This is a genomic window from Roseimicrobium gellanilyticum (assembly GCF_003315205.1).
Lineage (GTDB): Bacteria > Verrucomicrobiota > Verrucomicrobiia > Verrucomicrobiales > Verrucomicrobiaceae > Roseimicrobium > Roseimicrobium gellanilyticum.
In genome coordinates this window covers 39,410-62,068 of record NZ_QNRR01000022.1, presented here as the reverse complement: position 1 = coordinate 62,068, position 22,659 = coordinate 39,410, and the positions used below count along the sequence as shown (strand labels likewise).

Here is a 22,659-nt window from a genome sequence, read left to right as displayed (position 1 = left end):
CACAACGCTCACGCACCCGGCGCAAACGCTGCGCGCTCAACTCAGAAAAAAACAGACAACCACTTCCGCGACTCCATTTATCTAACTAGACTTAATCATCTCAAACGCAACATCCTTTACGCCATTCCTCGCCAACTTCCCTTCATGGCATTGGGCTGAAGCCGAAGCTGCTCTTTGATGCGCTTTGCGCTTACCCCCACAGACCCTTCAAGCGATCCTTCTCCGGGACCACGAGTGGATACTGCTTGCTCATGGCGTGCGTGGCGATGCCTGCGTACTCACGCAAAGCGATGTGAATGTGCTCGGGACGCACACGGATGCCTTTCTCCTTTTCCTTCTCCAGAGCCAGCGTGGCGGGATTCATCGGCACGGCGAATTGCTTTTCATCCGTGGCGCCGAGAACGCGGTTCCCTTTGATGCCTGGGCCCATGAACATGATGGATCCGATGGACCAGTGGTCCTTGCCATTGCCTTTGTTGTAAGTTGGGGTGCGGCCCATCTCGCTCTGGATGACCACCACGAGCTTCTCACGAATCTTCAGCTCCTCCGCACGGCGCATGAGATAGGCGATGCCGGCGAGGAATTCCGGGATGAGCTTCATCTGGTCCGGATCATTGTTCGCGTGGCTGTCGAACTGGCCGATGGTGAGGTTTGCGGAGACGCACACACCTGCCTTGAAGGAAGCCAGCGCGATTTCCGCCTGTTGAGAGAGGCGCTCCTTGGGAATGCTCGCAGGGATGTAAGGGGTCACGCGCTCCAGTGCCTTCGAGTTGAGCTGCGCGGCGTAGAGCATGCTTTCAGCGCGCTCCACGCGAGGGAGCAGGTCCTTCGAGATGCGCGCGTCCGTGTGCTCCTTCAGCGTGCGCTCGATACGATCCATCACGAAGTCGTCGTGGTAGGGCTTCTTCGCGTTGCCCTCGATGCCATCCGCATTCGCCACACGCTGCAGCGAAGGGAGATAAGGGATGCGTGACATGGCCACGAGGTTCCCCGTGTTCGAGTAGTTGCCAAACGTGAGATACGCGAGCGGACAGTGCGGTCCACGAGCGGCGGCAATCAATGCGGCGAAGGTGGGATACGCGAGGCTATCGAGATGTCCCGTGGCCATGTAGCGCGCGCCGGGCGAGTGGTTGTTCACCGAGTAGTCGAGGCCATTGAGCACGAGCAGTTCACTGCCGAACTCCTTGTAGAAGTCCTCGTTGCTCATGCCCGAGCCCTCCTTCATCCGCTTCGCTGTGGGAGCATACTTGTGCGCACCGTGCGTGAGGATGTCTCCTTCCTTGTAGAGCCGGTTGATCTCATTGATACCCTTCGGATCCATGAGGTAGGTGGTGTCCCATCCGCCCGAGGCATTGAAGACCACGTAGTACGGCCCTTCATAGGCAGTGAGCTGCTTCTCCTCCGCGCGCACCACCCGGGGAAATGTGATCGGTGCGGCCACGCCGAGTCCGGCAAGGCCACAGAGTTTGAGGAAATCGCGTCTCATGGAAACGGCAAGCAGTGGGAGGGTGCTACTCGTAGAGGAAATCTGACTGGCGCAGCAGGTAGGTCACGACGCCGCGCCACGCACGCACGGTGTAGTTGGGGTCCTTGAAGCGCGCTTCGCCTTCAGCGCGGCAGGAATAGTTCTCGAGCTGCTCCAGGCCCTTGCGAGCCCTGGCATCGCTGATGATGCCCGAGAACAAGTTGAACGTGCGTGTCACTTCCACGCCGTCGATGGTGTCATAGCGGCCCAGCACCACCGCATGCAGATGCACGATGGCTTCGCGAATCTGCTGATCCTTCTCAGTAGATTCACCCGGCAGCACATCCGGCTCGATCTTCGGGAAGAGTCGTCGTTGTTCTGCGGGCTTGGCGAAATCCGAGGCCACATTTTTGCAGGCGATGTCATTCGACAGGGTGCGCTGGATGGCGCCCATGGCTCCGCTGGGGTCCACGGCGCGCTCGGTGACTTCCTTCGAATCGATGCCGCCATAGAGGATGGAGTACTGCTTGTCCATCAGCCTGCCCCAGCTCTTGCCAAAGATGGCGGCAATCTTCCGCTCCACCTGCTCTGGTGTGAGCATGCGTGCGAGGCCGATGTCCGCGAGTTCCGCCTGACGTTTCGGATCCGCGGCACTGGTGGCGAGGCCATCGGCCCGGTAGAAGGGTGACACGGCCCAGGCCTTGAACGCAGTCTTGAGATTGAAGTTCGCCTTCACAAAGACGCCAGCAATTTCCTCCACCTCGCGGCGTTGTGCGCGATAGGCCCGCATCTTCGCCTCATACGTGGGGTCATCGAGCGCCTTGGGCAGCAGCAGTACCTTGCGGCCTGTGAGGGTGCGATAGACATGCTCCACCATGGTGGTGGCGAAACGGGGATCCTTCACCGTGTGCTCGCCGAGCCACTGCAGGGCACGCCACCGCTGATCTGCAGGCATGTCCTCACCTTCGAAACCAGCGGGAAAGATGTCCTTGAACCAGCCATCCTTGCGCGGACCGAAGACGCCTTCAAAGCTATAGTAGTCCTGGAAGAGACCGGCCACGGGATCGATGGTCTTGTGGCACACCACGCATTCGGAGGCCTGCATGGTGGGGATCTCATACTTCGCAGTCACGGCAGCGGCATCCGCGACACGGGCCGCGAGCTCCAGCACATCGATGCCAAGGAAGTGCTCATAATACATGCGTGCACGCAGACGGTTGCGGTTCGTCTCTGTGGTGGGATAGCGGCGCAGGTATTGGAAGATGCTCAGCATGCCCGCATGAGGATAATAGCCCGTCCCCGACGACTGGTGGTCGCGGCCCGTGCGATTCTTCAGCGCGTGAAGGCGCACCGGGATGTATTCATACGGGTCCTCGACATTCTTGAACTTGTCCTTGAGCTCCTCAAACATCCCGTATCCACGCGAGGTGTACGGCGACATCATGATGTAGTCCGCCGTGACGATCTCGGTGAAGGGATGATCGTTCCGCACGATGTACTTCACGAGCTCCAGCGGCTCACGTATCAGGGCCTCGCGATAGTCATCCGCAAGCTTGTAGCGAGCCTTCGTCTGCGCCTTCTCATCGCCGTGCTTCGTGAGGTCAAACTTCTGCGTCCAGTGGCGTGTGGTGCTGAAGTGGTCGTACGAGAGCGCGCTTTCCGCTCCATTGTCATATCCGCGCACGAGAAGGATGTCATTGAACGCTTCCGCGAGCCGGTCATAGAAGGCCTCTTCCTTCATGACTGCATCGAGGATGGGGTCCAGTGCCTCCAGCCCATCTTTCTCCACCGCGGCCACCTCCTGCGGCGCGGGCAGGCGCGCGGCCAGCGAGAGCGTGAGGCGGCGCAGCAGTTTACGGTTATCCACCATCTCGATACCTGCGAAGAACGGCGGGTCATTCGCGACGGTGATGGCGGGCTTCGGCAGTGGTTTACCCTCGTGTGCGGCTTCCACGGTTCGCACGAACTGCTCCAGCACCAGATAACGCGGCGTGCCGGATTTCAGCACATCATCCCCGCCGTGATCCAGTTTTCCGAGGGCCTTCAGGAGGATGCGGGATTCGTCGAGCTTGGCCTTGGCCTGGGTCTTGTCTTTCCCGTCGCCATCACCTTCGCGCGAGAGCGCCATGGCGCGAAAGGCGGCCCAGTTGTGCTGGGAGGAAGCATGCCTCTCCTCCGAGGTATCCCGCGACGGGTCCTGCAAAATGAACTTGCTATCCTCCGCGTCTCCACCGGCCTTGTGGCACTTCAAGCAGGATTGAGCCCCCACCTTCACCCAGACTTCATTCAAGAAATAGGGATCGATGCCCACGCAGGCGGGCCCACGGTGTTCGGCGGGAGGTTCTGCCGCACAGACAAAGCCCGCGAATGAGAGCAGCAATGGCAGCGCAAAGGACGAAAGTCGTCGCATGGAGCCGATGCGAAGAGAGTACATAGGAGCGCGGAGCGATCTTGGCTGGCAAGATGCACGGCGGGGTGAGAACGCCGCATCTGGGCAGGTGTCTGTTTAACGTGCCTGCTACGCTCAGCATTAGGCCGACCTTTCCCAGGATTGCGGGATGCGCATTTAGTCCATGAAGAGGGAGGTGACCGGTGGGCCAGGTATCACTGGTCGCTCTTCGCCTTGCGCTGTTCGGATTCCTTCATCTTCTTGAAACGGGCATCCATCTTTTCCTCGTACGCCTGGCGGGTCATCACATTGACCTTGAAGTTCCGGAGTTGAATCTTGCAGGGCGCCTCGCAGTGCATGCCCAGGATGATTTGATCATGTTGCTTGGTGGCTTTGGCAAGGTAGCTCGTCTTCAGGTGGGACCATTCGGCTGACTGTCGGCCCATGTTGGATCCGCCATGGGCTCTGTGCCCTATGTCCTTTTGGTCCAAAGTATAGATCACCAGTGCAATGGAACCTCCACCCAGTTCCGTTGCCATACCTTCCGCGGTGAAGATGATGATGTAATTTTCCGGCAGAGCCTCCACTTGGCAGCGTCCGAGAATCACCGTGCCGGGCTTGTCCATATGCACCTGGACCACACCGTCCTCGGACTTGGAAATCTCACTGCCTACCGGCGGAAGGGGTTCTATGGCGATATCAATACCAGATGCGGCATGGGCGAATGCCAGGAGGCCAAAGGCGAATAGGACGAGGGACTTCATGGCGGTGGACTGGATATTCACACTATCATGAGGAAAGCGGTGCCGTTGTCACGACCTGCATTGACGAGAATGCCGGTGAGACATTCAATGGTATCCTAGGAAAATGGATTGCTCACGCCTCGATCCGGGAAGCGCTGGCAAGCCCTATAAAGTAGTTTCACGCTTCAGCCGAATGGATGGAGAAGTCTCCTGAGTTCGGCTGAAGCCGAAGCTACTTTATAGAAACCTCGCCTTCAGATGCTTCAGATAAGGCGCGGTGCTCGTGTTCCTTCCAGTGGCGTGCTCCATGAGTTGTGCAGGGGAGAGCGTGGAGCCTGGAGCGTGCACGTTTTCACGCAGCCACCCAAGCAGCGGGGCGTATTCGCCCTTGTCCGCGCCCTTGCGAATCGGGGCTTTCTTCATGGCGGCGCTGAAGAGCTGCGCGGCATTCAGGTTGCCCAAGGTATAGGTGGGGAAGTAACCAAAACCACCCATGGACCAGTGGATGTCCTGCAGGCAGCCACGGCGGTCATCCGGCGGCGTGCGGCCAAACGACTTCTCGAACTCGGCATTCCACGCGTCTGGGAGCTCGGATACCTTCAGCGCGCCGCTGAAGAGGCGGCGCTCCAGAGAGAAGCGCAACATGATGTGCAGGTCGTACGTGGCTTCGTCTGCCTCGACACGGATGAAGGAGAACTCGGCGCGATTCACCCCAAGGAGGAATTGATCCAACTTCAGCTTCCTCAAATGTGGGAAGAGCGACGTGGCGCGAGGGTACCACTTCTCCCAGAAGGCTCGCGAGCGGCCCACGTGATTCTCCCACAGGCGCGACTGGGATTCATGAATGCCCAGCGAGACGGCAGCACCAGAGGGCAAGCCCCACTCCTTTTCCTGCAGGCCCTGCTCATACAAGCCGTGGCCCGCCTCATGCATGACGCCGAAGAGGGAGGAGAGGAAATCACGCTCGTCATAGCGCGTGGTCAGGCGCACGTCGCCGGGGCCGAAGCCGGAACAGAAGGGGTGCGCGGTGGTATCGATGCGGCCCGCTTCAAAGTCGAATCCGAGCGACTCGGCCACCTCGCGGTTCAGCGTCTGCTGCTTCTCCACGGGGCAGTTCCCCAGCATGGCTTTTTCCGAGGGCGCTTCGGCCTTGGACTTGGCCACGGCTTCCTGCGCAATCTTCGCCACATGCGGGCGGAGCGCGGTGAAGAGCTTATCGATTTCCTCCGCGGTGCTGTCGCGCTCGTGCTGGTCCAGCAGCGCGTCGTACGGCTCGTTCTTGCCACCCCAGCGCCCGGCGATTTCTTGGGAGAGGCCCACGAGCTTCTCCAGGTGCGGGGCGAATCCAGCGAAGTTCGACTCGCCGCGCGCCTTGGCCCAGGCGGCCTGGCCGAGCGAGATGGCCTTGCTGTTCTCCTCCACGAGTTTCTTGGAGAGCTTCGTGGCGCGGTCGAATTCCCGGCGCCACTGGGTGACATTCGACTTCGCAACGGAGGTCTCGGCCGCGCGCTTCGTCTCCACCTCGGCCTGTTCCAGCAGCTTGCCGAAGCGCTTGGAGGTCATCCGCTCGTGCGCCTCGCCGCTCAGATGCGCGAGGATGCGCGAACGGTGCTCGATGCCCTTCGCCGGCATGAAGGTCTCCTGGTCCCAGCCCAGCACCGCCGAGGCGCTCTGGAGGAGATTGATGTCACGCGCGGCCTGGCAAAGCTGATCGTAGGAGGATGCGGTAAGGGGCATGGGAAATGGTGACGTGAGTCACGCGCGGATGCAAGAGGATGCGTGATCGTTGTGAAGTACGTCTGGGGAATCGCACGGGCACGCAATGGCTCGGAAATTGTTTCGCCCGCAGCTGCACCTACCTTCATTCCACCTCCCCCCTCCGACTGGCAACTGGACAAAAACCCGGTCTTCCAGCCATACTTCCGAGACACGGCCATCGACATCATCATGGATAAAATATTTTCCGCATGACACGTTGCGGCTGGCTTCGGCCGCGATGTGGCTCAGACCTGATGCCCAATCCAATTCCCCGAACCGCATGAAACTCCCCTTCTCCATGGCCCCCTTCATACGGCACATCTCCCGCCTGTCTCTGCTGATGGCGATCTCTGCAGCCGCACAGGCACCGCCCTCGCCTCCGGCGCAAGCCCCTGCCTCCGTGACCCTCTTCTCCAACGTGCGCATCTTTGACGGGAAGAGCGGGGAACTCTCTGCTCCCTCCCATGTGCTGGTGCGTGGGAACAAGATCGAAAAGATTTCGGCCTCACCCATCCCCACTGATCGGCGGGGTGACACAGTCCTCATTGATGGTGGTGGACGCACGCTCATGCCCGGGCTCATCGATGCGCATGTGCACCTCATGCTGGAGAGCGTACCGCTACAGGTGGCCCTGATGTCCGAAATCAACTACCTCTCGCTGGTGGCAGGCAAGGCAGCGGAGAAGCAGCTCTTGCGCGGCTTTACCACGGTACGTGACATGGGTGGGGCCAGCTTCGCCTTGAAACGCGCCATTGATGAAGGTGTGATTCCCGGGCCGCGCATCTACCCTTCCGGGGCCACCATCTCGCAGACCTCCGGCCATGGGGATTTCCGCCTGCCGCCATTGGTGCCTCGTGAACGTGGTGCCCCACTCACCTACCCCGAAAGCACCGGCATGACCGCCATCGCGGACGGAGTGGATGAAGTGCTGCTGCGCACCCGGGAAAACCTGATGCGTGGTGCGACGCAGATCAAGGTGATGGCCGGCGGCGGTGTCTCCTCAAACTACGACCCGCTCGATGTCACCCAGTACACGCTGGAGGAGATGCAGGCGGCGGTGCGGGCTGCAGAGAACTGGGGCACCTACGTCTCCGTGCATGCCTATACCCCACACGCCATCCAGTTGGCCATCCAGGCCGGGGTGAAATGCATCGAACACGGCCAGCTTGTGGATGAAGAGACGGCAAAACTCATGGCAGCAAAAGGCATCTGGTGGTCCCTGCAACCGTTCCTGGATGATCCAGACGCCACCCGCTTCAAGGAAGGATCCCCGAACCATCTGAAGCAACTCATGGTGACACGCGGCACGGACAGGGCCTACGAACTGGCGAAGAAGCACAAGATCCAGACCGCATTCGGCACGGATACGCTCTTCGATGCCAAGCTTGCCCCACGACAAGGTGCGCAACTCACCAAGCTCACACGCTGGTACCAGCCTGCGGAGATACTCAAAATGGCCACCTCCGACAATGCCTCCCTGCTGGCCACATGCGGCCTGCGCAATCCCTACCCCGGCAAGCTCGGCGTGGTGGAGGAAGGCGCGCTGGCCGACCTGCTCCTCGTGGACGGCGATCCCATCATTGACATCAAGCTGGTGGAAGACCCCGAGAAGAACTTCCTCGTGATCATGAAGGATGGGAAGGTGTACAAAAATGCGCTGAGACCGTGATCGGGCATCGGGGGACTGAGGCTGATTCATGAGCGCTCGCCGTTTGAGATGCACCTTTGAAACTATTACCGTGCAAACTGCCCGCGATTTTGTATGTTCAGGGAAGCTAATCACGTGAGCGAGCCATGATACTGGGAAAAATCATCGTCTGGCTGATTGTCGGAGCCATTGCAGGCACGATGGCGGGGAGGCTGGCCACCTTCAGCAAACAGGGTTTTGGCTACTGGACCAATTTTGGTCTTGGGATGCTGGGCGCTCTCATTGGAGGAATGCTCTTCCGGGTGTTGCGCATCGACCTCGGCTTGGGCGAACTGAAGATCACCTTTGAGGATCTTATTGCCGCCTTTACAGGTTCCCTGCTGCTGGTGGTCGCATGGCGTTTCTTCCGCAAGCGTGGGAAGAAGGAGGAGCCGGCACGTCCCGCAGTGACACCAGCGAAAGACGACAATCCCTTCAACTCCTGAGGTTCTCGTTTCCGGCTCCGCGCTGTGGCTTCAGCGCACCGGAGATTCTCCCTCACCGCAGACGGCTCGAGTGGATTGATCTCTGGCACCAACCGCGTTCCTGCGGTATTGCCGCGCGGTGAATCCCGCTACTGCACATCCGCCCGCAGCCCCATGGTGGCGGCGCCTGCTTTTGTGGCTGGCCTGCACCGCGGGATTTTTCTGTCGTTTCATCCTGATCACGTGGGCAGCCCTGGCAATTCATTACTCCAATCTCCCCTGGCCATGGCTGCGCGCGGTGCTGGCGCTGGTGGTTGCGGGCATCGGCATCTGGGCGCTGTGGCTGGCGAGAGATCGCCGCGCCTTCTGGGTAGAAGCAGCCGTGGTGGTGGCCGTGATGATCTGGTGGTCCCTCATTCCCGCGCGAAATGACCGCGACTGGCGGCCGGAGGTCAGCGTGATGCCCCACGCCATCATCGAGGGTGATCGCGTGAGGATCACAGGCGTGCGGAACTTTGACTACCGCTCTCGTACGGACTTCACCGTGCGCCATGAGGAACGCGAGGTGGATCTCGCGCATCTCACGGGCGTGGACTTTTTTCTCTCCACGTGGACAGACAAGCCAATCGCCCACACGTTCGTGAGCTTCCTTTTTGACAACGCCCCGCCGTTGAGCATTTCCATCGAAGCGCGGCTGGAGAAGAACGAGAAGTACTCTGCCATCCCCTCACTGTTCAAGCAGTTCGAGCTCATCTATGTGGTGGGTGAGGAGCGGGACCTTGTCCGCGTGCGCAGCAACTATCGCAACGAGCGTGTGTATCTCTACCATACCCACGCTGGGAATGCGGGCGCGCGACGTCTCTTTCTTTCCTATGTGGAGAAGATGAACCAGCTCGTGGAGAAGCCGGAGTACTACGCGCTCTTCAGCAACAACTGCACGGTAAACATCGATCGCCATGCCCACCGCGAAGGCAAGGGAATGAGCTACGACCCGCGTCTGCTCATCAATGGCTATGCGGATCGCTTTGCGTATGCGAAAGGGCTGCTGGATACCACGGTGCCATTTGAGGACTTGCGCAAGCAGTCACTCATCAGCGAATACGCAAAGGCGGCGGATCAGGATCCGGAGTTCTCCAAGCGCATCCGCGAGCACCTGAGGCCAAAGCCGTGATGGTGGTGCCCCATGGTGGTCCGCCCACTCCGTTTGCGGTCAGTTGCGCGTCTCCCGAGGCTGCCTTGCTCAAACGCTCGATACAACCCGCCCACCTCACCTTCACCTCCATTCAACATTCCCCAAAACGACTGCGGGTGGCGACGTCTTGGGACGTGCCACCCGCTATTCGCAATTCACCCACTGACCGCACACGGAGTGGGCGGACCACCATGGAGACACCACTTACTTGTTGAACGTGATCTCCGCACGGGTCGAAGCCTGCTCGCGCACGGCGTTGCCAATCGCGGTATCCAGCGTCTTGCCTTCGCCTTTTTCCTTCTGCTGGGTGGCCACGTAGCCCTGGCGTTCCTTGTTCAACTCGCGGATGCGCACCTGCAGTTTCTCGCGTTCTGCGCATTTCTGTTCGATATAGGCGGCGCGTTCTTCGGGTTTCATTTTCTTCATCTCCTCCGGGAGATCCGCTTCCTTCACGGATTCCAGCTTCACGTCGCCCTTCTTGCAGCCGTCTACCAGATCCCAGCCTCCGTTGTAATAATTGGCTGAGGCTTTGGAAACAGCACGCTCCACAGAGGCTCCGGCGGAGGCCTTCGTGCTGGCATTATTATCCTGGCGCACCTGGTTGTCCTTGCCTTCCTTGCCCCTGGCTCCGTAGATGATGTAGGTGTTGTTCAGCTCAATGCTGAGCTTGGTGATTTCTTCATCCTGCGGAGCCTTCACATGAACGACGGCCTTGTCCTGATCGATGGTGAGGAACTTGCCTTCCGCAAGGTGTGCGCCCCTTCTCCAGCCGCCATTGGCGCCATCCGTCTCGCTGCCGCAGTGGATGGTATTCACCACGATTCCCTTCGCGATCGCGCTGCCACAGGTCTTGTCCGCGCTCACGGGCCCCTGCGTGAAGGGCTCGTTGCCCGCGATGAAGATGGCCTTGTACACGTTGGGAGATTTGTCCCAAGCGAGATTGTCGATGGCCTCGCGAATCACCGCACCGCAGTACTCGCTGCCACCATTGGTGGTGAGCTTGAAGAGTTCGTCGGACACCTTGTCCAGGTCGCGGGTGAAAGGCAGGATCTGCCGCACGAAGTTCGTGCCTGCGCTCAGGTTGTTGTTCCCGTATTCATAGAGCGCGACGTGCACCACGGGAATCTTGTCTCCCTGCTTCGCGTCCTTGAATTCGTTCACAATCTTCCAGAGCTGCGTCTTCGCCTGCTCGATGAGGCCGTCCATGCTGTTGCTGGTATCCAGGAGGAGGGCGATCTGTACCGGCGTCTCCTTCTGGTCGACGACCACTTCGATTTCAATCTTGGTGGTCAGCGGGTTCTTGGGCTTGTCGACCACGACCTCCTCTGCACGAGAGTTCACCATGGCAAAAGCGAACATAGTCGTGCCGCCCAAGATGAGAGTGTTGAAAATTTTGGGTATGGGTTTCATGACAACCCCAGCGTAAGCCTGCCGTGTGGGTCGTCTGTAAAGGGTGGGTAAAATGGGAGGCCGCGGAAGAGCACCCAAGGAGCGGCGACATCATAGAGAGGTGGGATACCCACGAATGATCCGGACGCTGTGACGCGCAGCGTCCTTGGACTGCGCGCAGCCTGCTGCCGCTTTCCTAAAGTGCAGCCTGCTGCACACTTCACCGCGACGAAGTCGCCAAGTCTCCAGCACGTATCACGTTACGAGCAAGTATCGCCATCGCCACAGCAGGGCTGTGGACTCAGGAAAGCGGCAGCAGGGCTGCGCGCAGTCCAAGGCCTTCGGCACAGTTTCCAGATCGTTAACTGACGCTCACGCGTAAAGCGGGACGTCGCATCCTCTGAAGTGCACACACACACCATGACGGTGTATCACGCCACAAACCAGAAAAACACCATCGCAATCGCCGTGGGCGGTAACGCACCCAGGAACAAACCCAGCGGACTGATGCCTTCATCACCGAACGCCTTCGCTTTTTGCAGAATGCCCACACCAGCGGGATTGGGTGCATTGGCGATAACTGTGAGTCCACCGCCGGTGACAGCACCCGCGACAAGGGCATACTTTAAGGAATCATCGATTCCCTCCACCAGCGAGCCCAAGTAGGTGAGCGCGGCATTGTCCGTGATGGCCGTCAATCCCGTGGCACCGAAGAAGAGCGTGGCGCCATCGAGGCTTTCGATAAGTGGTTTCAGCCAATAGGCCTGTAGCGAACCGAGCGTGACGAGGCCCGCGAGGAAGAACCCTACCAGCAGACCTTCGCGGAGCTTGAGTCCGTCTTGATATTCCCGCGTGGCGGTCACGAGTCCGAGGAAGAGCATGAACACGCCGAAGAACACATCCGGGTGATGCGCGAAGCCCACTACTGCCGCGAGGAAGAGCACGTGCATGGTGGTGAGCCACGCGGGAATGGGCTGTGCCTTGTGCGCCTGCACCTCCAGTGCATTCAATTCCTTCCGGAAATACCAGGCCACCAGCGCGGTGGAGGCCACGCAACTCAGCGCGGCGCGCCAGCCGAAGTGGGTGAACATGTAGGCAGTGTCCCATTGCCACTTCGCCGCGACCATGAGCACGGGTGGGGCGGCGAAATGCGTGAGCGTGCCGCCGATGGACACATTCACAAACAACAGGCCGAGTGAGGCATAGGCGAACTTCCGCGTGATGCCGTGGTCGAAATAGCGCCGCTTCAACACCAGCGCGAGCAGGGTCATGGCTGCGGGCTCGGTGATGAAGGAACCGAGCAAGGAGCCCACGGTGAGTGCTGCCACGTAGAAGGCCATCGCTTCCTTGAAGGGCAGCAGCCGCGCCACGGCGGAAATCATGCTCTCCGCAAGCCGCACCACGGGCCGCGTGGCTGCCACCACCATGACCACCAGGACGAACTTCGGCTCGGTGTAGTTCAGGCTTTCGATGTAAACCACCGCGTCATGCACGGACTGCTTCAGCGCCACGATGCCCGCAAATAGGGTCGCCGCCCACAAACCAAACACCACCTCCGTTTCGGCGAGGAAATGCAGCAGGTTCTCCTGGATGGATCCCTTCGGATACTGGTGCGCCCAGTGGGCAAAGCGTTGGACGCAAAAGGTATGCAACACGGCCACCGCAAAAAGCACGGTGGCGAGGATTTCCATGGGGGCAGGGTTCATCGGCGAGATCGTCTGAGTGTGTTTGGAGACGATGGCGACCCTACCATCGATGTGTGACACTCCCGTGACGCTGAAGGCATCGCGGAACCCTTTTGTTTGGACATGCCGAGGTTAGCGAAGGGTGCAGGAGTGTCAATGCAGGTGGGAATGATCCTGCGTTGCGCATTTCCTTCTGGGAGCCCTTCCAGCCCCAAAATACCACCCACTCGCTAAATAATGGGACCCGATCGTAGCCTGCTAAATCGCCACTCCCGCCCTCGTTGCCTTCTACCCACCGGGCGTTTCCGGTTCCTAAAATTTGCTTGTCCAAGATGACCGGGACGGGACTGTAGCCTTTACACCCATCGCGTTTTTCCGCTCTAGTAGTTTAGATGATCATGAAGAAGCACCCTCTCCTCACCCTCTGCCTCGCGGCGGCCACGGCCGGCGCGTTCGGTGCCGCGGCGCCGCTGGCACACGCGGCCCCGGCCAATCTGTTCGTGGAAGCTGAGTCCTTCCAGGATCAAGGCGGCTGGGTGCTCGACACGCAGTTCATCGATATCATGGGCTCGCCCTACCTCATGGCTCATGGCCTGGGCAAGCCGGTGAAGGATGCCTCCACCACCGTGAAGAACGCCACCGCTGGAAAGTACCGCGTGTGGGTCCGCACGAAGAATTGGGTAGGTCCCTGGGATGCCCCCGGAGCCCCCGGACGCTTCCAGGTCTCCGTGAATGGCAAGGCACTCAGCAAGGACTTCGGCACGCAGGGTAAGGACTGGCTCTGGGAAGATGGTGGCGAAGTGCAGCTCCCCGCCGGTGACACGAAGCTGGCCATTCATGACCAGACCGGCTTCAACGGCCGCGTGGATGCCATCCTCTTCACGAACGACCTGAAGTTCACCCCGCCTGCGGAAAAGAAGGAACTCGCCTCCTTCCGCCACAAGAGCCTCGGCCTTCCCGATGAAGCGCCTGTGACGAAGGAATACGATCTCGTGGTCGTGGGTGGTGGCTACGCTGGCATGGGCGCTGCCATCAGCGGTGCCCGCCAGGGTCTCTCCGTCGCACTCATCCAGAATCGCCCCGTGCTGGGTGGCAACGGCTCCAGCGAAGTGCAGGTCTGGGCGCAGGGCGGCACCCGCCGCGGCCTGTATCCGCACCTCGGCGAAATCGTGGAAGAATTCACCGACCGCGCCAGCAACAGCCCCGGCTTCGTGGAAGAGTACGGCGACAAGCTGAAGGAACAGGTCGTGCGCGATGAAAAGAACATCGACCTCTACCTGAACAACCATGTGTGGAAGGTGGAGATGGCGAAGGGCAAGGAGAAGAAGATCTCCGGCGCCATCGCTCTGAACGTGAAGACGGGTGAGGAGAAGAACATCCGCGGCAAGTTCTTCGTGGACTGCACGGGTCACGGCAACCTGGGTGCGCTGGCCAATGCCACCTACACCATGCTGGAAAAGGGTCACCTCGGCATGAGCAACATGTGGGTGGTGTCCAAGACGGACAAGGCACAGGATTGGCCCGAGACCCCTTGGGCGCTCGATCTGGAGCCCGACAAGGACTTCCCGACACCCAAGGTCTTCAAGCCTTTGAAGAACAATGTCATTGGCGCGAACAAGCCCGCTCCCGATCTCAGCCACTTCAATGTGTCTGACTTCCTCCACGGCGAGTGGTTCTGGGAGAGCGGCTTTGACAAGCATCCCATCGAGGAGCTCGAACTCGTGCGTGACTGGAACCTGCGCGCGCTTTTCGGCGCCTTCTCCGGTCTCCGCAAGAAGGACCCGGGCAAGTATGCGAACCACGCCTTCCAGTGGGTGGCCTACATCGGCGGCACGCGCGAGTCCCGCCTGCTCATTGGTGACGTGGTGCTGAATGAAAACGACATCGTGAGCGGCAAGCAGTTCCCGGATGGTTGCGTGCCCACCACGTGGGACATCGACCTGCACTACCCGAAGGAGCAGTACATGACCAAGTACAAGGACAATCCCTTCATCTCCCGCGCCGCCTTCGGCAAGGGCGTGGATCGCAAGAATGGCTACCCCATTCCCTACCGCTCCTTCTACTCGAAGAACATTGAGAACCTCTTCATGGCAGGCCGCAACATCTCCGTGGACCACAATGCACTGGGCACCATCCGCGTGATGCGCACCTGCGGCATGATGGGTGAAGTGGTGGGCAAGGCCGCCTACCTCACCGTGCGCCACCAGACCACCCCGCGTGGGGTGTATGAGCAGTACCTCGACAACCTCAAGGACCTCATGACCAAGCCCGGCGCCATGCGTCGCGACAGCATCGAAGGCCAGCTCTACATGCCCGCCAACGCGGCGAAGCTGCCGGAGATTGTGCAGGAGCACATTGAGTCCAAGAAGCTCGAAGGCCTGGTCATCGATGACGAAGAAGCTGAGCTCACTGGCAGCTGGAGCAAGGGCGAAGGTCTCAAGCCCTATGTGGACAAGGGCTACCAGTACACGGGTACGGCAGGCTCGAGCGCTCGCTTCCCCTTCAGCGTAAAGGAAACCGGCACCTATGAAGTGCGCATCGCCTGGCAGCCGCACAAGAACCGCGGCACCACCGTCCCGGTGAGCGTGCTCAGTGCGGATGGCCAGAAGGACTTCACGGTCGACCAGAGCAAACCCGCTGAGCTGAAGCAAGGCTTCCACTCGCTGGGCAAGTTCAAGTTCGAAGCCGGTGCTGAAGCTGCCGTGACCTTCCGTGTCGATGGCGCGAAGGGCAATGTGCACCTCGACTGCGTGCAGGTGCTGCCGGTGAAGTAAGGCCAGCTCGCGGAGAATATCACAACTTGGAAAACGGGAGTCCGCGAGGGCTCCCGTTTTTTTGTTCCTTGTTCATAGAGCGTCTCATTGTACTAGAGACAAACCACCAGGTTGGGCACGGCTCCCACCCGGAGTCCAGCCACACACCCCTCTACGACAGTGAATTGCTACCTTCACGGCACACCAATAGTGTGGAACACTCTCAGTTCACAGTACGGGGACTTTTCTGACACTGTGATCAGAAGTATTGAGCTGAATCCAGCCGATACAGGTGGATGGATTCAATTCGTCTTAGAATCACGCGAGCTTGCTACAAATAAGTGGAAGCATGTTACGTTGAGGTTCGAGGCTATCGAAACGTATTGCATCCGACGGCCGCGGCAGATGTCGATAGCGGTTATCAGTCATGGAATTCATGCAGTCTCGAGCCAAGGTGAAACTGGTTTCGAATTTGGGGACTTCCCTGATCCCCCCGATGACTTGGCTGAACTCCAAAAGTCTGGAATGCACGTAGTGGCGCACATACTACGCGTTTCCGTGGTTGATGCGTGTGCATGACTCATAGGTAACGCAATTGGGAGTGCTGAAGCATAGGAAGCCCTCCTCTGCCCCTCTGCCCACCAACTTTGGAAGCCGGCGCAGCGACTTCCTAACACTCTCCCCCCGTTCCTTTTGTAAACCACCTCCCCATGGACACCGCGAACGCGGTTGATATTTTTCCTCCATGCCGCCTTCGGTCTCACCCATTCCGCGCTCGCTTCAATACCTCTGGCTGGGATTCTTCGTCCTCATCGCTTGCAGTGGCGTGGTGGCTGCGGTTTACAAGACCATGCAGAATCCCCGCATCACGGAAGTGCGCGAACGGGTGTCTCCCACACTGAAGACCCAGCTCGCCACCGACGGCCTGGCGCTGGGGAATCCCGCCTTCATCCGTATCGTGAAGGAGGAGCGTGAGCTCGAGTTGTGGATGAAACCCAAGGGGGCCACGGAATACAAGATGTGGAAGAAGTGGCCCGTGGTCGCGATGTCCGGGCAGCTCGGCCCGAAGCAGAAGGAAGGCGATTTCCAGGCACCCGAGGGATTTTACAGCACCAACGCCGGCCTCTTGAATCCCGCGAGCAAGTACCACCTCTCGTTCAACATCGGCTATCCGAATGAGTTCGACCGCGCCCATGGCCGCACCGGCGCCTTCCTCATGGTGCATGGGAATCAGGTGAGCCTCGGCTGCTTTGCCATGACGGATCCGGTGATTGAGGAAATCTACCTGATCGTAGAGTCTGCCATCCACGCAGGCCAGAAGGAAGTGCCCGTGCATGTGTATCCCTTCCGCATGACGGAGGAGCGCATGCTGCAGGCGGAGACAGACGAGTCTGAGTGGCTCGGCTTCTGGAAGGACCTGCGCGAGGCGTGGGTGAAGTTTGAAGAGAAGAAGACGCTGCCCAAGGTGAAAGTGGATGCCACCGAGAAGCGGTATGTGGTGATGGAGTAGAAAGTAGTCCGCCGAGCCTCGGCGGGTGGGAGTGCCGCATACGCATTCCCTAGCAAGATAACTGCCGATGTGCGGCTTGCTCCTAGGAGAGCGCGGGCAGGCTGCATTGGATTCAACACAGAGACACGGAGACGCAGAGGAACTTCGGAGACTGAAGTTTGTGGTGGGTGGTTTTTATCTGCATGGACGTAGCGCCCTCACACCCACACCGCCGAGGCTCGGCGGACTACTTTCCCTTGCCCATTCCGTCCATCTTCCGCCATCATGGCGCCAAGTTTCCATTTTTACCATGAGCACCTCCCCCATTCCCCGCCGTACTTTCCTCCAGACCGCCACGGCTACGGCAAGCGCCACTGCAGCCATGGCCGCCGGTCTCTTCCACCGTCTCGAAGCTGCAGATGCCGCTTCCGGATTGAAGGGCCACATCAACCACTCCGCGTGCAAGTGGTGCTATCCCAAAGTGGCGCTCGATGACCTCTGCCGCGCGGGCAAGGAGATGGGGCTTACCTCGATCGATCTCGTGGACCCGCCGGACTTCGACACGCTGAAGAAGCATGGTCTCACGAGCGCCATGATCAGCTTCCCCACCATCGAGGGCCCCGGCGGCGAAAAGGTGGGCAGCATTCCCCATGGCTTCAACAATCCCGCGTACCACGACCTGCTCGTGAAAGCGTATGAACCGCATCTGAAGGCCAGCGCGGACTTCGGCGCGAAGCATGTGATCTGCTTCTCCGGCAATCGCAATGGCATGGATGAGGAGACCGGCATCAAGAACTGTGTCGCAGGTCTCAAGAAGGTTCTCCCCATCGCGGAGAAACACGGCATCACCCTGGTGATGGAACTGCTCAACAGCAAGGTGAACCACAAGGACTACATGTGCGACAAGAGCGCGTGGGGCGTGGAACTCTGCAAGCAACTCGGCTCGCCGAACTTCAAGCTGCTCTACGACATCTACCACATGCAGATCATGGAGGGCGATGTGATTGCCACCATCAAGCGGGACAATCAATACTTCGCCCACTACCACACCGGTGGCGTGCCAGGACGTCATGAAATCGATGAGACGCAGGAGCTCTACTATCCCGCGATCATGAAGGCGATTGTGGATACCGGTTACAAAGGCCATGTCGCGCAGGAGTTCATCCCTGCACGTCCCGACGCCCTCGCCTCGCTGAAGCAGGCCGTGGGTATTTGTGATGTCTGAGGCCAGCGCTGGTGGAGCAGCGAAAGTACCGGGGGCTCATGGAGGCTCGGGATCTGGGACATTCCTGTCCCCGCCTCGTGTACCCGTCAGCCCAGCGGGTATCCATGCACGGCAGGGGTATTCGCAGGCCCTCCGGGCTTCCCCACGCCTCCGCTCTTCCATCCATCCTTGCTTCCCACGTTTCCCCCTTGCACTCGCGCTGGTCGTGGGCAGGGTGGACGCAGCATGGCGATGACCCCCGAACAGAAGACTGGATTTGCCCAAGGCCTGGCCTTTGGGATCTTCTTTCAGATCCTCGGGGACTTCATGAAGGATGTGACCCGCAAGCCTGACCTGCCGTACTACGGCGGGGCCGTTGCGGAAATCATGGGGTATGTGATCTTCGCTTGGGGATGCACGCACTTGGTGGCCGCGAAACGACTTCCCAAGTGGACGTCCCTGCTGGGCTTCCTAAGCTTCATTGGCCTGGCCATCCTCCTGGTGCTGCCGGACCGGTCGGCCAAGGCCATTCCTAGCGCCCCGGATACTCCGGCTCCGGCCAACTGATTTCCTTTTCTCCACCCCTTATGAAGGTCCTGCTCCAGCTCAGCACGACCCTGATCGCGGGCTTGCTCGCAGTCCCCAGCCTCGCCAAGGAGCCCGGAATCCTGCTGCGCAATGGGGACATGGAGGAAGGCGATTCCGTACCTGCAGGCTGGATAGGCAAGTTCGGCCAGTGTGAGGTCAGGAAGGACACGTTGTGGTACCACGGGGGGAAAGCCAGCATGGTGGTGGACCGCAGCGCGATGACCGACAATGGCCGGGGCTGCATCCACCAGATGATTTTGCTGCGCGAACCACCGAAAGAGGCCAACCCGGCGGTCGTCTCGTCCGCAACACCCTCCGAGGCGAAGGCCCCAATCACCCCACCCGGGCCGCTGAAGATCAAAGTCAGTGGTTGGTTGAGGACCGGTGTGGACGCGAAGGCGACCTTTGCGGCCCATTTCTTCGACGACAAGCATGGCTTCAGCGAGCTCGTTCCCATTGCTCATGTGGAGAAGTTTCAGGACTGGCAGCAGGCCCAGGCCGAAATCGATGTGCCCCCACAAGCGACCCGTGTGGCCCTCTCCCTGTATCTGGAAGGAAAGAGCCGTGCGTGGCTGGATGATGTAGCCATCACCGTCACCCCGGAGAGTTCCGTCAAAGAAATCGCAGCCCTCAATGTGGTGTCCGCGCCGAAATCTCCGAAGGAGCCCGGTGACGTGACGAAGGTGCCCACCACAGCGGTGCCTGGCTACTACCCGGAGCAGCCCCATGCATGGCAGGCCTTTCACGAGTCCTTTGTGAGACGTGCCAGGCAGGGCGGCATTGATGTCCTCTTCCTCGGCGACTCCATCACCCAGGGCTGGAGCACCACAGGTGAGGACCCGTGGGAAAAGCACTTCGCTCCCTTCAAGGCGGCGAACTTCGGCCTCGGCGGCGACAAAACGGGCAATGTGCTCTGGCGCATCGAAAACGGTGAACTGGAAGGTATCTCGCCCAAGGTGGTGGTGCTCATGATCGGCATGAACAACCTGTGGGATGGGAAGAACACCTCGACGGACATTGTCACGGGCATCCGCACGATTGTGGACAAGCTTCGGGCGAAGCTTCCGCAGTCCAAGGTGCTCATCCTCGGCTTACCACCCTCGGGAGCCGACCCCATGGGACTCGACCGGGTCCGCATTGCCCAAGTGAATACTGAGGCTGCCGGGATTGGAAATGGTGCAGAAGTTCGCTTCCTCGATCTCTTTCCGCGATTCCTGACTCGCAACGGAACACTGGTCCCGGGAGCTTACGCACCGGACAATGTGCACCTCACAGCCCAAGGCTACGCCATCCTCGCGGAAGAGCTGAGGCCTTGGGTGGAGCAGATGATGAAGTGAACGTGGGTGGGCGGCTCCTGATGACGCGCCGTACATCAGTAGTACCCCATGCCATACGGACTCCGTGCTGGCGCATAATAGGGCGTGCCTGTGTAGTAGGACCTCCGTGCCCTGCCAGTCATGCCACCCACGGTGCCGCCAATGAGCGCGCCCGCAGCGGCGCCTTCCCATCCATTCACTGCACCCCCGATGGCGGCGCCAGCCACGCCACCGCGACGACGACCCCGCACCACCGGACTCGGGTGCGGCGCCACACAACTCACGCATTCGATGAGAATCAACAGGGCTCCCAGGAGCCGGATCCATGTGCTTGTCTTCATGGCAGTAAAAATGAAAGGGGATCACTCGGTGACATTCGCCGTGGTCTCGGCTTCCAGCTTCTCCACGTAGGCATTCGCCTCCGCCTGATTGATGGCACCATCGCTATTGGCATCCACCACGGCGAAGTGCTTCTTCAATCCTCCTCGCTTCTTCGCCACCTGGATGTATTCCTCAAAGGAGACTTTGCCGTCGCGATTGAGGTCACGTTCGGAAAAGTGATGTTCCTCGAAGTCAGGATCTACAGCGCGTGCTTCCTCCATGGTCACCGTGCCATCACGGTTCTTGTCAAAGTGGTTGAAGACTCGCGGCAACCCCATGGCATTCACTTCTGCCAGCGTGAGTTGACCGTCCTTGTTCTTGTCGGCCTCAAGGAACAGATCCCTGTCACTCTCAGTCGAAGTTCTGACGCTGCTGCACGCGGGCAGCAGCACGATGGTTGCCAGCAACAAAGCCAGCCATGTCAGCGGTAGTTTCATAGCGATTCTCCGGAAGTCCCGGTTCGAGGGCGTGGATTGAGTGGCTGCAGATGCACGGGACGGAACAGCGCCATGAACTTCCCGACGCCTCTTCGCACCTGCGGCAGGCTCAAGACAATGATTGCCAGCAGCAGCGCCACGGCGATGATTTCCGTCTTGCGGCTGATGGGGTGGCTTTGCGGTGCGACTGCTCCCGTGGGATGAGGATCGGGCATCGCAGGATTCGCAGCCACGGTCAGGGTCCGCGCAGGGAAGTCCACCGTGCGTGCAGACTTGGATTCAAGGTCCCACCACGTGAAGCGCACAGCAGGAATGGTGAAGATGCCTGCGCGCTGCAGTGCGTAGGTGACGACATCCGTCCGCTGCCCTGTGAGGCTCCCTCGCTCGGAGTGATCATTCACCACGGGCTCCTTGGTATAGATGCCAATGCCATCGACGGCAGCCGCCTGAAAGGGTGGGAACATCATGCCAGGCACCTCAGGCGCGGTGAAGGTGATGGTCCGCGTGAAGGCATCTCCGGCTTTCGGCTTCGCGGTCGCCGGGTCTGGATGCCATTCCTCCTTCACCTCCAGATTTCGTGCGGTGATGATCATGCCCAGCTTCTCAGTGCCGGGCGGCTGGGTGGCAGTGAACTTCACCTCGGGTGTCTTCACCTTTGCGGTCAGGGCGTCCTTGTCCAATGGTGCACGTTTGTACTGGAAGCGCACGGTCAGTGGAGGGATGACGAGCTCACCCGGATGCTGCGCGAGCACGGATACTTCATGGCGCTGCACCGTGTAGCTCACGCCATCAATCTCTTCGCTGCCAATCACCGGGCTGCCGACAGGAGGCATGAGCATGAGCCCTTGCGGGTCAGGGAGCTCGAAGGCGGGCGCACTGGCGAAGAACCCAGGCGCAAGCAGTTCCACAGCCAGGGTCACCTTCTGCCCCACATACACGGTATCTTGCGAAGTCATGCTGGCACGCACCTTGGCTTCCTGCGCATGAACCTCCCTGCCTGGCACGAGTGCCAGCAGCATCGCGAAGGCGAGACCCATCACGCGTGAGGAGTGGTGCGCCATCATTTCGCGCCCTCCTTTGGCGGTGTAGAGGCTCCCTTCGCTTGTTGCGAGGCTTGATAGGCGAACTTCGCCCTCAGGAAATCTCCCGGCGTGGTCTGCACACGCCGCAGCCAGGAGGCGCGCAGCTCTTCGTCGGACATCTTGTCGCCGTTCAGGTCATGAGGCTTCTCCGGCGGCTTGTCCCCGCCCTTGTTGTCGAAGACAATCTCGTCCGGCTTGTAGGCCTCGGTGGATTCCTTGTCGCGATCCTTGCCGGAGTCTTCCATCTTTTTCTTACGGGCCATAGCGAGCGCCTTGTTGTCTTCCGCATCCTTCCATTTGGGCTTGAAGCCAAGAGCGCGATCGTAGCTGGCGATCGCGGCATCATATTTGCCATGCATGAGCCAGGCGTTGCCCTGGTTGAAGGCACCCGGGGCTCCCGGCACACGTGCGAAGGTCTTCGCGGCTGCCTCGAAGTCGCCGCTACGATACTGCGCCGCCGCCACGTGCCAGGGATCCTCGTAGGCCTTCGCAGCCTCGACAAACTTCTTCTCGTACATCAGGATCTCGCCACGACGGTCGGCCTTCATCCAGTAGTGCGGGTCGCGCACCGTGCCGATGATTAAGATGATCACGAACATACCCAGTCCCGCCCAGACGGACCTGCGGATCCACGGACCTGACTTGTGCTGATGACGAGAAGTGCTCATGGGCAAAT

At 59.9% G+C, this 22,659-nt stretch carries 18 protein-coding genes; 8 read left to right on the top strand and 10 right to left on the bottom strand.

All coding sequences use genetic code 11. From position 1 onward, the window contains the following. Positions 1–190: 190 nt before the first annotated feature. The 4 genes from DES53_RS31820 to DES53_RS31805 all read right to left on the bottom strand — a co-directional run bounded on the left by DES53_RS31820 (position 191) and on the right by DES53_RS31805 (position 6,334). On the bottom strand, positions 191–1,486 hold the full coding sequence (locus DES53_RS31820; protein WP_113962377.1) for a DUF1501 domain-containing protein: 1,296 nt from the start codon (positions 1,484–1,486) through the stop codon (positions 191–193). A gap of 25 nt (positions 1,487–1,511) precedes the next feature. Further along, on the bottom strand, positions 1,512–3,875 hold the full coding sequence (locus DES53_RS31815; RefSeq protein ID WP_211325763.1) for a hypothetical protein: 2,364 nt from the start codon (positions 3,873–3,875) through the stop codon (positions 1,512–1,514). Between the two features lie 194 nt (positions 3,876–4,069). Continuing rightward, positions 4,070–4,618 carry a hypothetical protein gene (locus tag DES53_RS31810; RefSeq protein WP_113962376.1) on the bottom strand — a complete coding sequence of 183 codons (549 nt, stop codon included), beginning with the start codon at positions 4,616–4,618 and terminating at the stop codon, positions 4,070–4,072. A gap of 216 nt (positions 4,619–4,834) precedes the next feature. Next, positions 4,835–6,334 (bottom strand): carboxypeptidase M32, encoded by a 1,500-nt coding sequence (locus DES53_RS31805; protein ID WP_113962375.1) that lies wholly within the window; start codon positions 6,332–6,334, stop codon positions 4,835–4,837. A gap of 361 nt (positions 6,335–6,695) precedes the next feature. On the opposite strand from DES53_RS31805, the gene DES53_RS31800 reads away from it, so the two are divergent. The 3 genes from DES53_RS31800 to DES53_RS31790 all read left to right on the top strand — a co-directional run bounded on the left by DES53_RS31800 (position 6,696) and on the right by DES53_RS31790 (position 9,638). Further along, positions 6,696–8,024, top strand: coding sequence for a metal-dependent hydrolase family protein (locus tag DES53_RS31800; protein ID WP_342782381.1), 1,329 nt, complete (start codon positions 6,696–6,698; stop codon positions 8,022–8,024). Positions 8,025–8,149: 125 nt separating this feature from the next. Further along, the gene (locus DES53_RS31795) at positions 8,150–8,488 is read left to right on the top strand and encodes a GlsB/YeaQ/YmgE family stress response membrane protein (RefSeq protein WP_113962374.1); all 339 of its coding nucleotides are present in this window, start codon (positions 8,150–8,152) and stop codon (positions 8,486–8,488) included. A 118-nt stretch (positions 8,489–8,606) separates the two neighbouring features. After that, positions 8,607–9,638, top strand: a complete 1,032-nt coding sequence (locus DES53_RS31790; protein WP_211325762.1) for an Lnb N-terminal periplasmic domain-containing protein — start codon at positions 8,607–8,609, stop codon at positions 9,636–9,638. A 225-nt stretch (positions 9,639–9,863) separates the two neighbouring features. Here the strand turns inward: DES53_RS31790 and DES53_RS31785 are convergent, their stop codons facing one another. Together DES53_RS31785 and DES53_RS31780 are read right to left on the bottom strand one after the other, a co-directional pair. After that, complete coding sequence (locus tag DES53_RS31785) at positions 9,864–11,069, bottom strand: vWA domain-containing protein (protein WP_113962373.1); 1,206 nt, start codon at positions 11,067–11,069, stop codon at positions 9,864–9,866. Positions 11,070–11,479: 410 nt separating this feature from the next. Then, a complete protein-coding gene (locus DES53_RS31780; protein ID WP_211325761.1) occupies positions 11,480–12,739 on the bottom strand; it encodes a putative Na+/H+ antiporter in 1,260 nt (419 codons plus the stop codon). 392 nt (positions 12,740–13,131) lie between these two features. On the opposite strand from DES53_RS31780, the gene DES53_RS31775 reads away from it, so the two are divergent. The 5 genes from DES53_RS31775 (at position 13,132) to DES53_RS31755 (ending at position 20,104) form a co-directional block, all read left to right on the top strand. Then, positions 13,132–15,507 carry an FAD-dependent oxidoreductase gene (locus DES53_RS31775; RefSeq protein WP_170157579.1) on the top strand — a complete coding sequence of 792 codons (2,376 nt, stop codon included), beginning with the start codon at positions 13,132–13,134 and terminating at the stop codon, positions 15,505–15,507. Positions 15,508–16,231: 724 nt separating this feature from the next. Then, on the top strand, positions 16,232–16,996 hold the full coding sequence (locus DES53_RS31770) for a L,D-transpeptidase family protein (RefSeq protein ID WP_245958309.1): 765 nt from the start codon (positions 16,232–16,234) through the stop codon (positions 16,994–16,996). 289 nt (positions 16,997–17,285) lie between these two features. Next, positions 17,286–18,200, top strand: coding sequence for a hydroxypyruvate isomerase family protein (locus tag DES53_RS31765; RefSeq protein WP_113962371.1), 915 nt, complete (start codon positions 17,286–17,288; stop codon positions 18,198–18,200). Between the two features lie 225 nt (positions 18,201–18,425). Then, entirely contained in the window at positions 18,426–18,746 is a 321-nt protein-coding gene (locus DES53_RS31760; RefSeq protein WP_113962370.1) for a hypothetical protein, read from the top strand. Between the two features lie 20 nt (positions 18,747–18,766). Then, a complete protein-coding gene (locus DES53_RS31755) occupies positions 18,767–20,104 on the top strand; it encodes a GDSL-type esterase/lipase family protein (RefSeq protein WP_113962369.1) in 1,338 nt (445 codons plus the stop codon). 35 nt (positions 20,105–20,139) lie between these two features. Here the strand turns inward: DES53_RS31755 and DES53_RS31750 are convergent, their stop codons facing one another. The 4 genes from DES53_RS31750 to DES53_RS31735 are packed head-to-tail and all read right to left on the bottom strand — an operon-like array spanning position 20,140 to position 22,651. Then, positions 20,140–20,424: a glycine zipper domain-containing protein gene (locus DES53_RS31750; protein WP_113962368.1), complete on the bottom strand. Its 285-nt coding sequence runs from the start codon at positions 20,422–20,424 to the stop codon at positions 20,140–20,142. Between the two features lie 21 nt (positions 20,425–20,445). Then, entirely contained in the window at positions 20,446–20,901 is a 456-nt protein-coding gene (locus DES53_RS31745; RefSeq protein WP_113962367.1) for an EF-hand domain-containing protein, read from the bottom strand. Then, on the bottom strand, positions 20,898–21,965 hold the full coding sequence (locus DES53_RS31740; RefSeq protein WP_113962366.1) for a BatD family protein: 1,068 nt from the start codon (positions 21,963–21,965) through the stop codon (positions 20,898–20,900). Before DES53_RS31740 ends, DES53_RS31745 begins: the two co-directional genes overlap by 4 nt. Continuing rightward, a complete protein-coding gene (locus DES53_RS31735) occupies positions 21,962–22,651 on the bottom strand; it encodes a tetratricopeptide repeat protein (protein ID WP_113962365.1) in 690 nt (229 codons plus the stop codon). Before DES53_RS31735 ends, DES53_RS31740 begins: the two co-directional genes overlap by 4 nt. Positions 22,652–22,659: the final 8 nt, after the last annotated feature.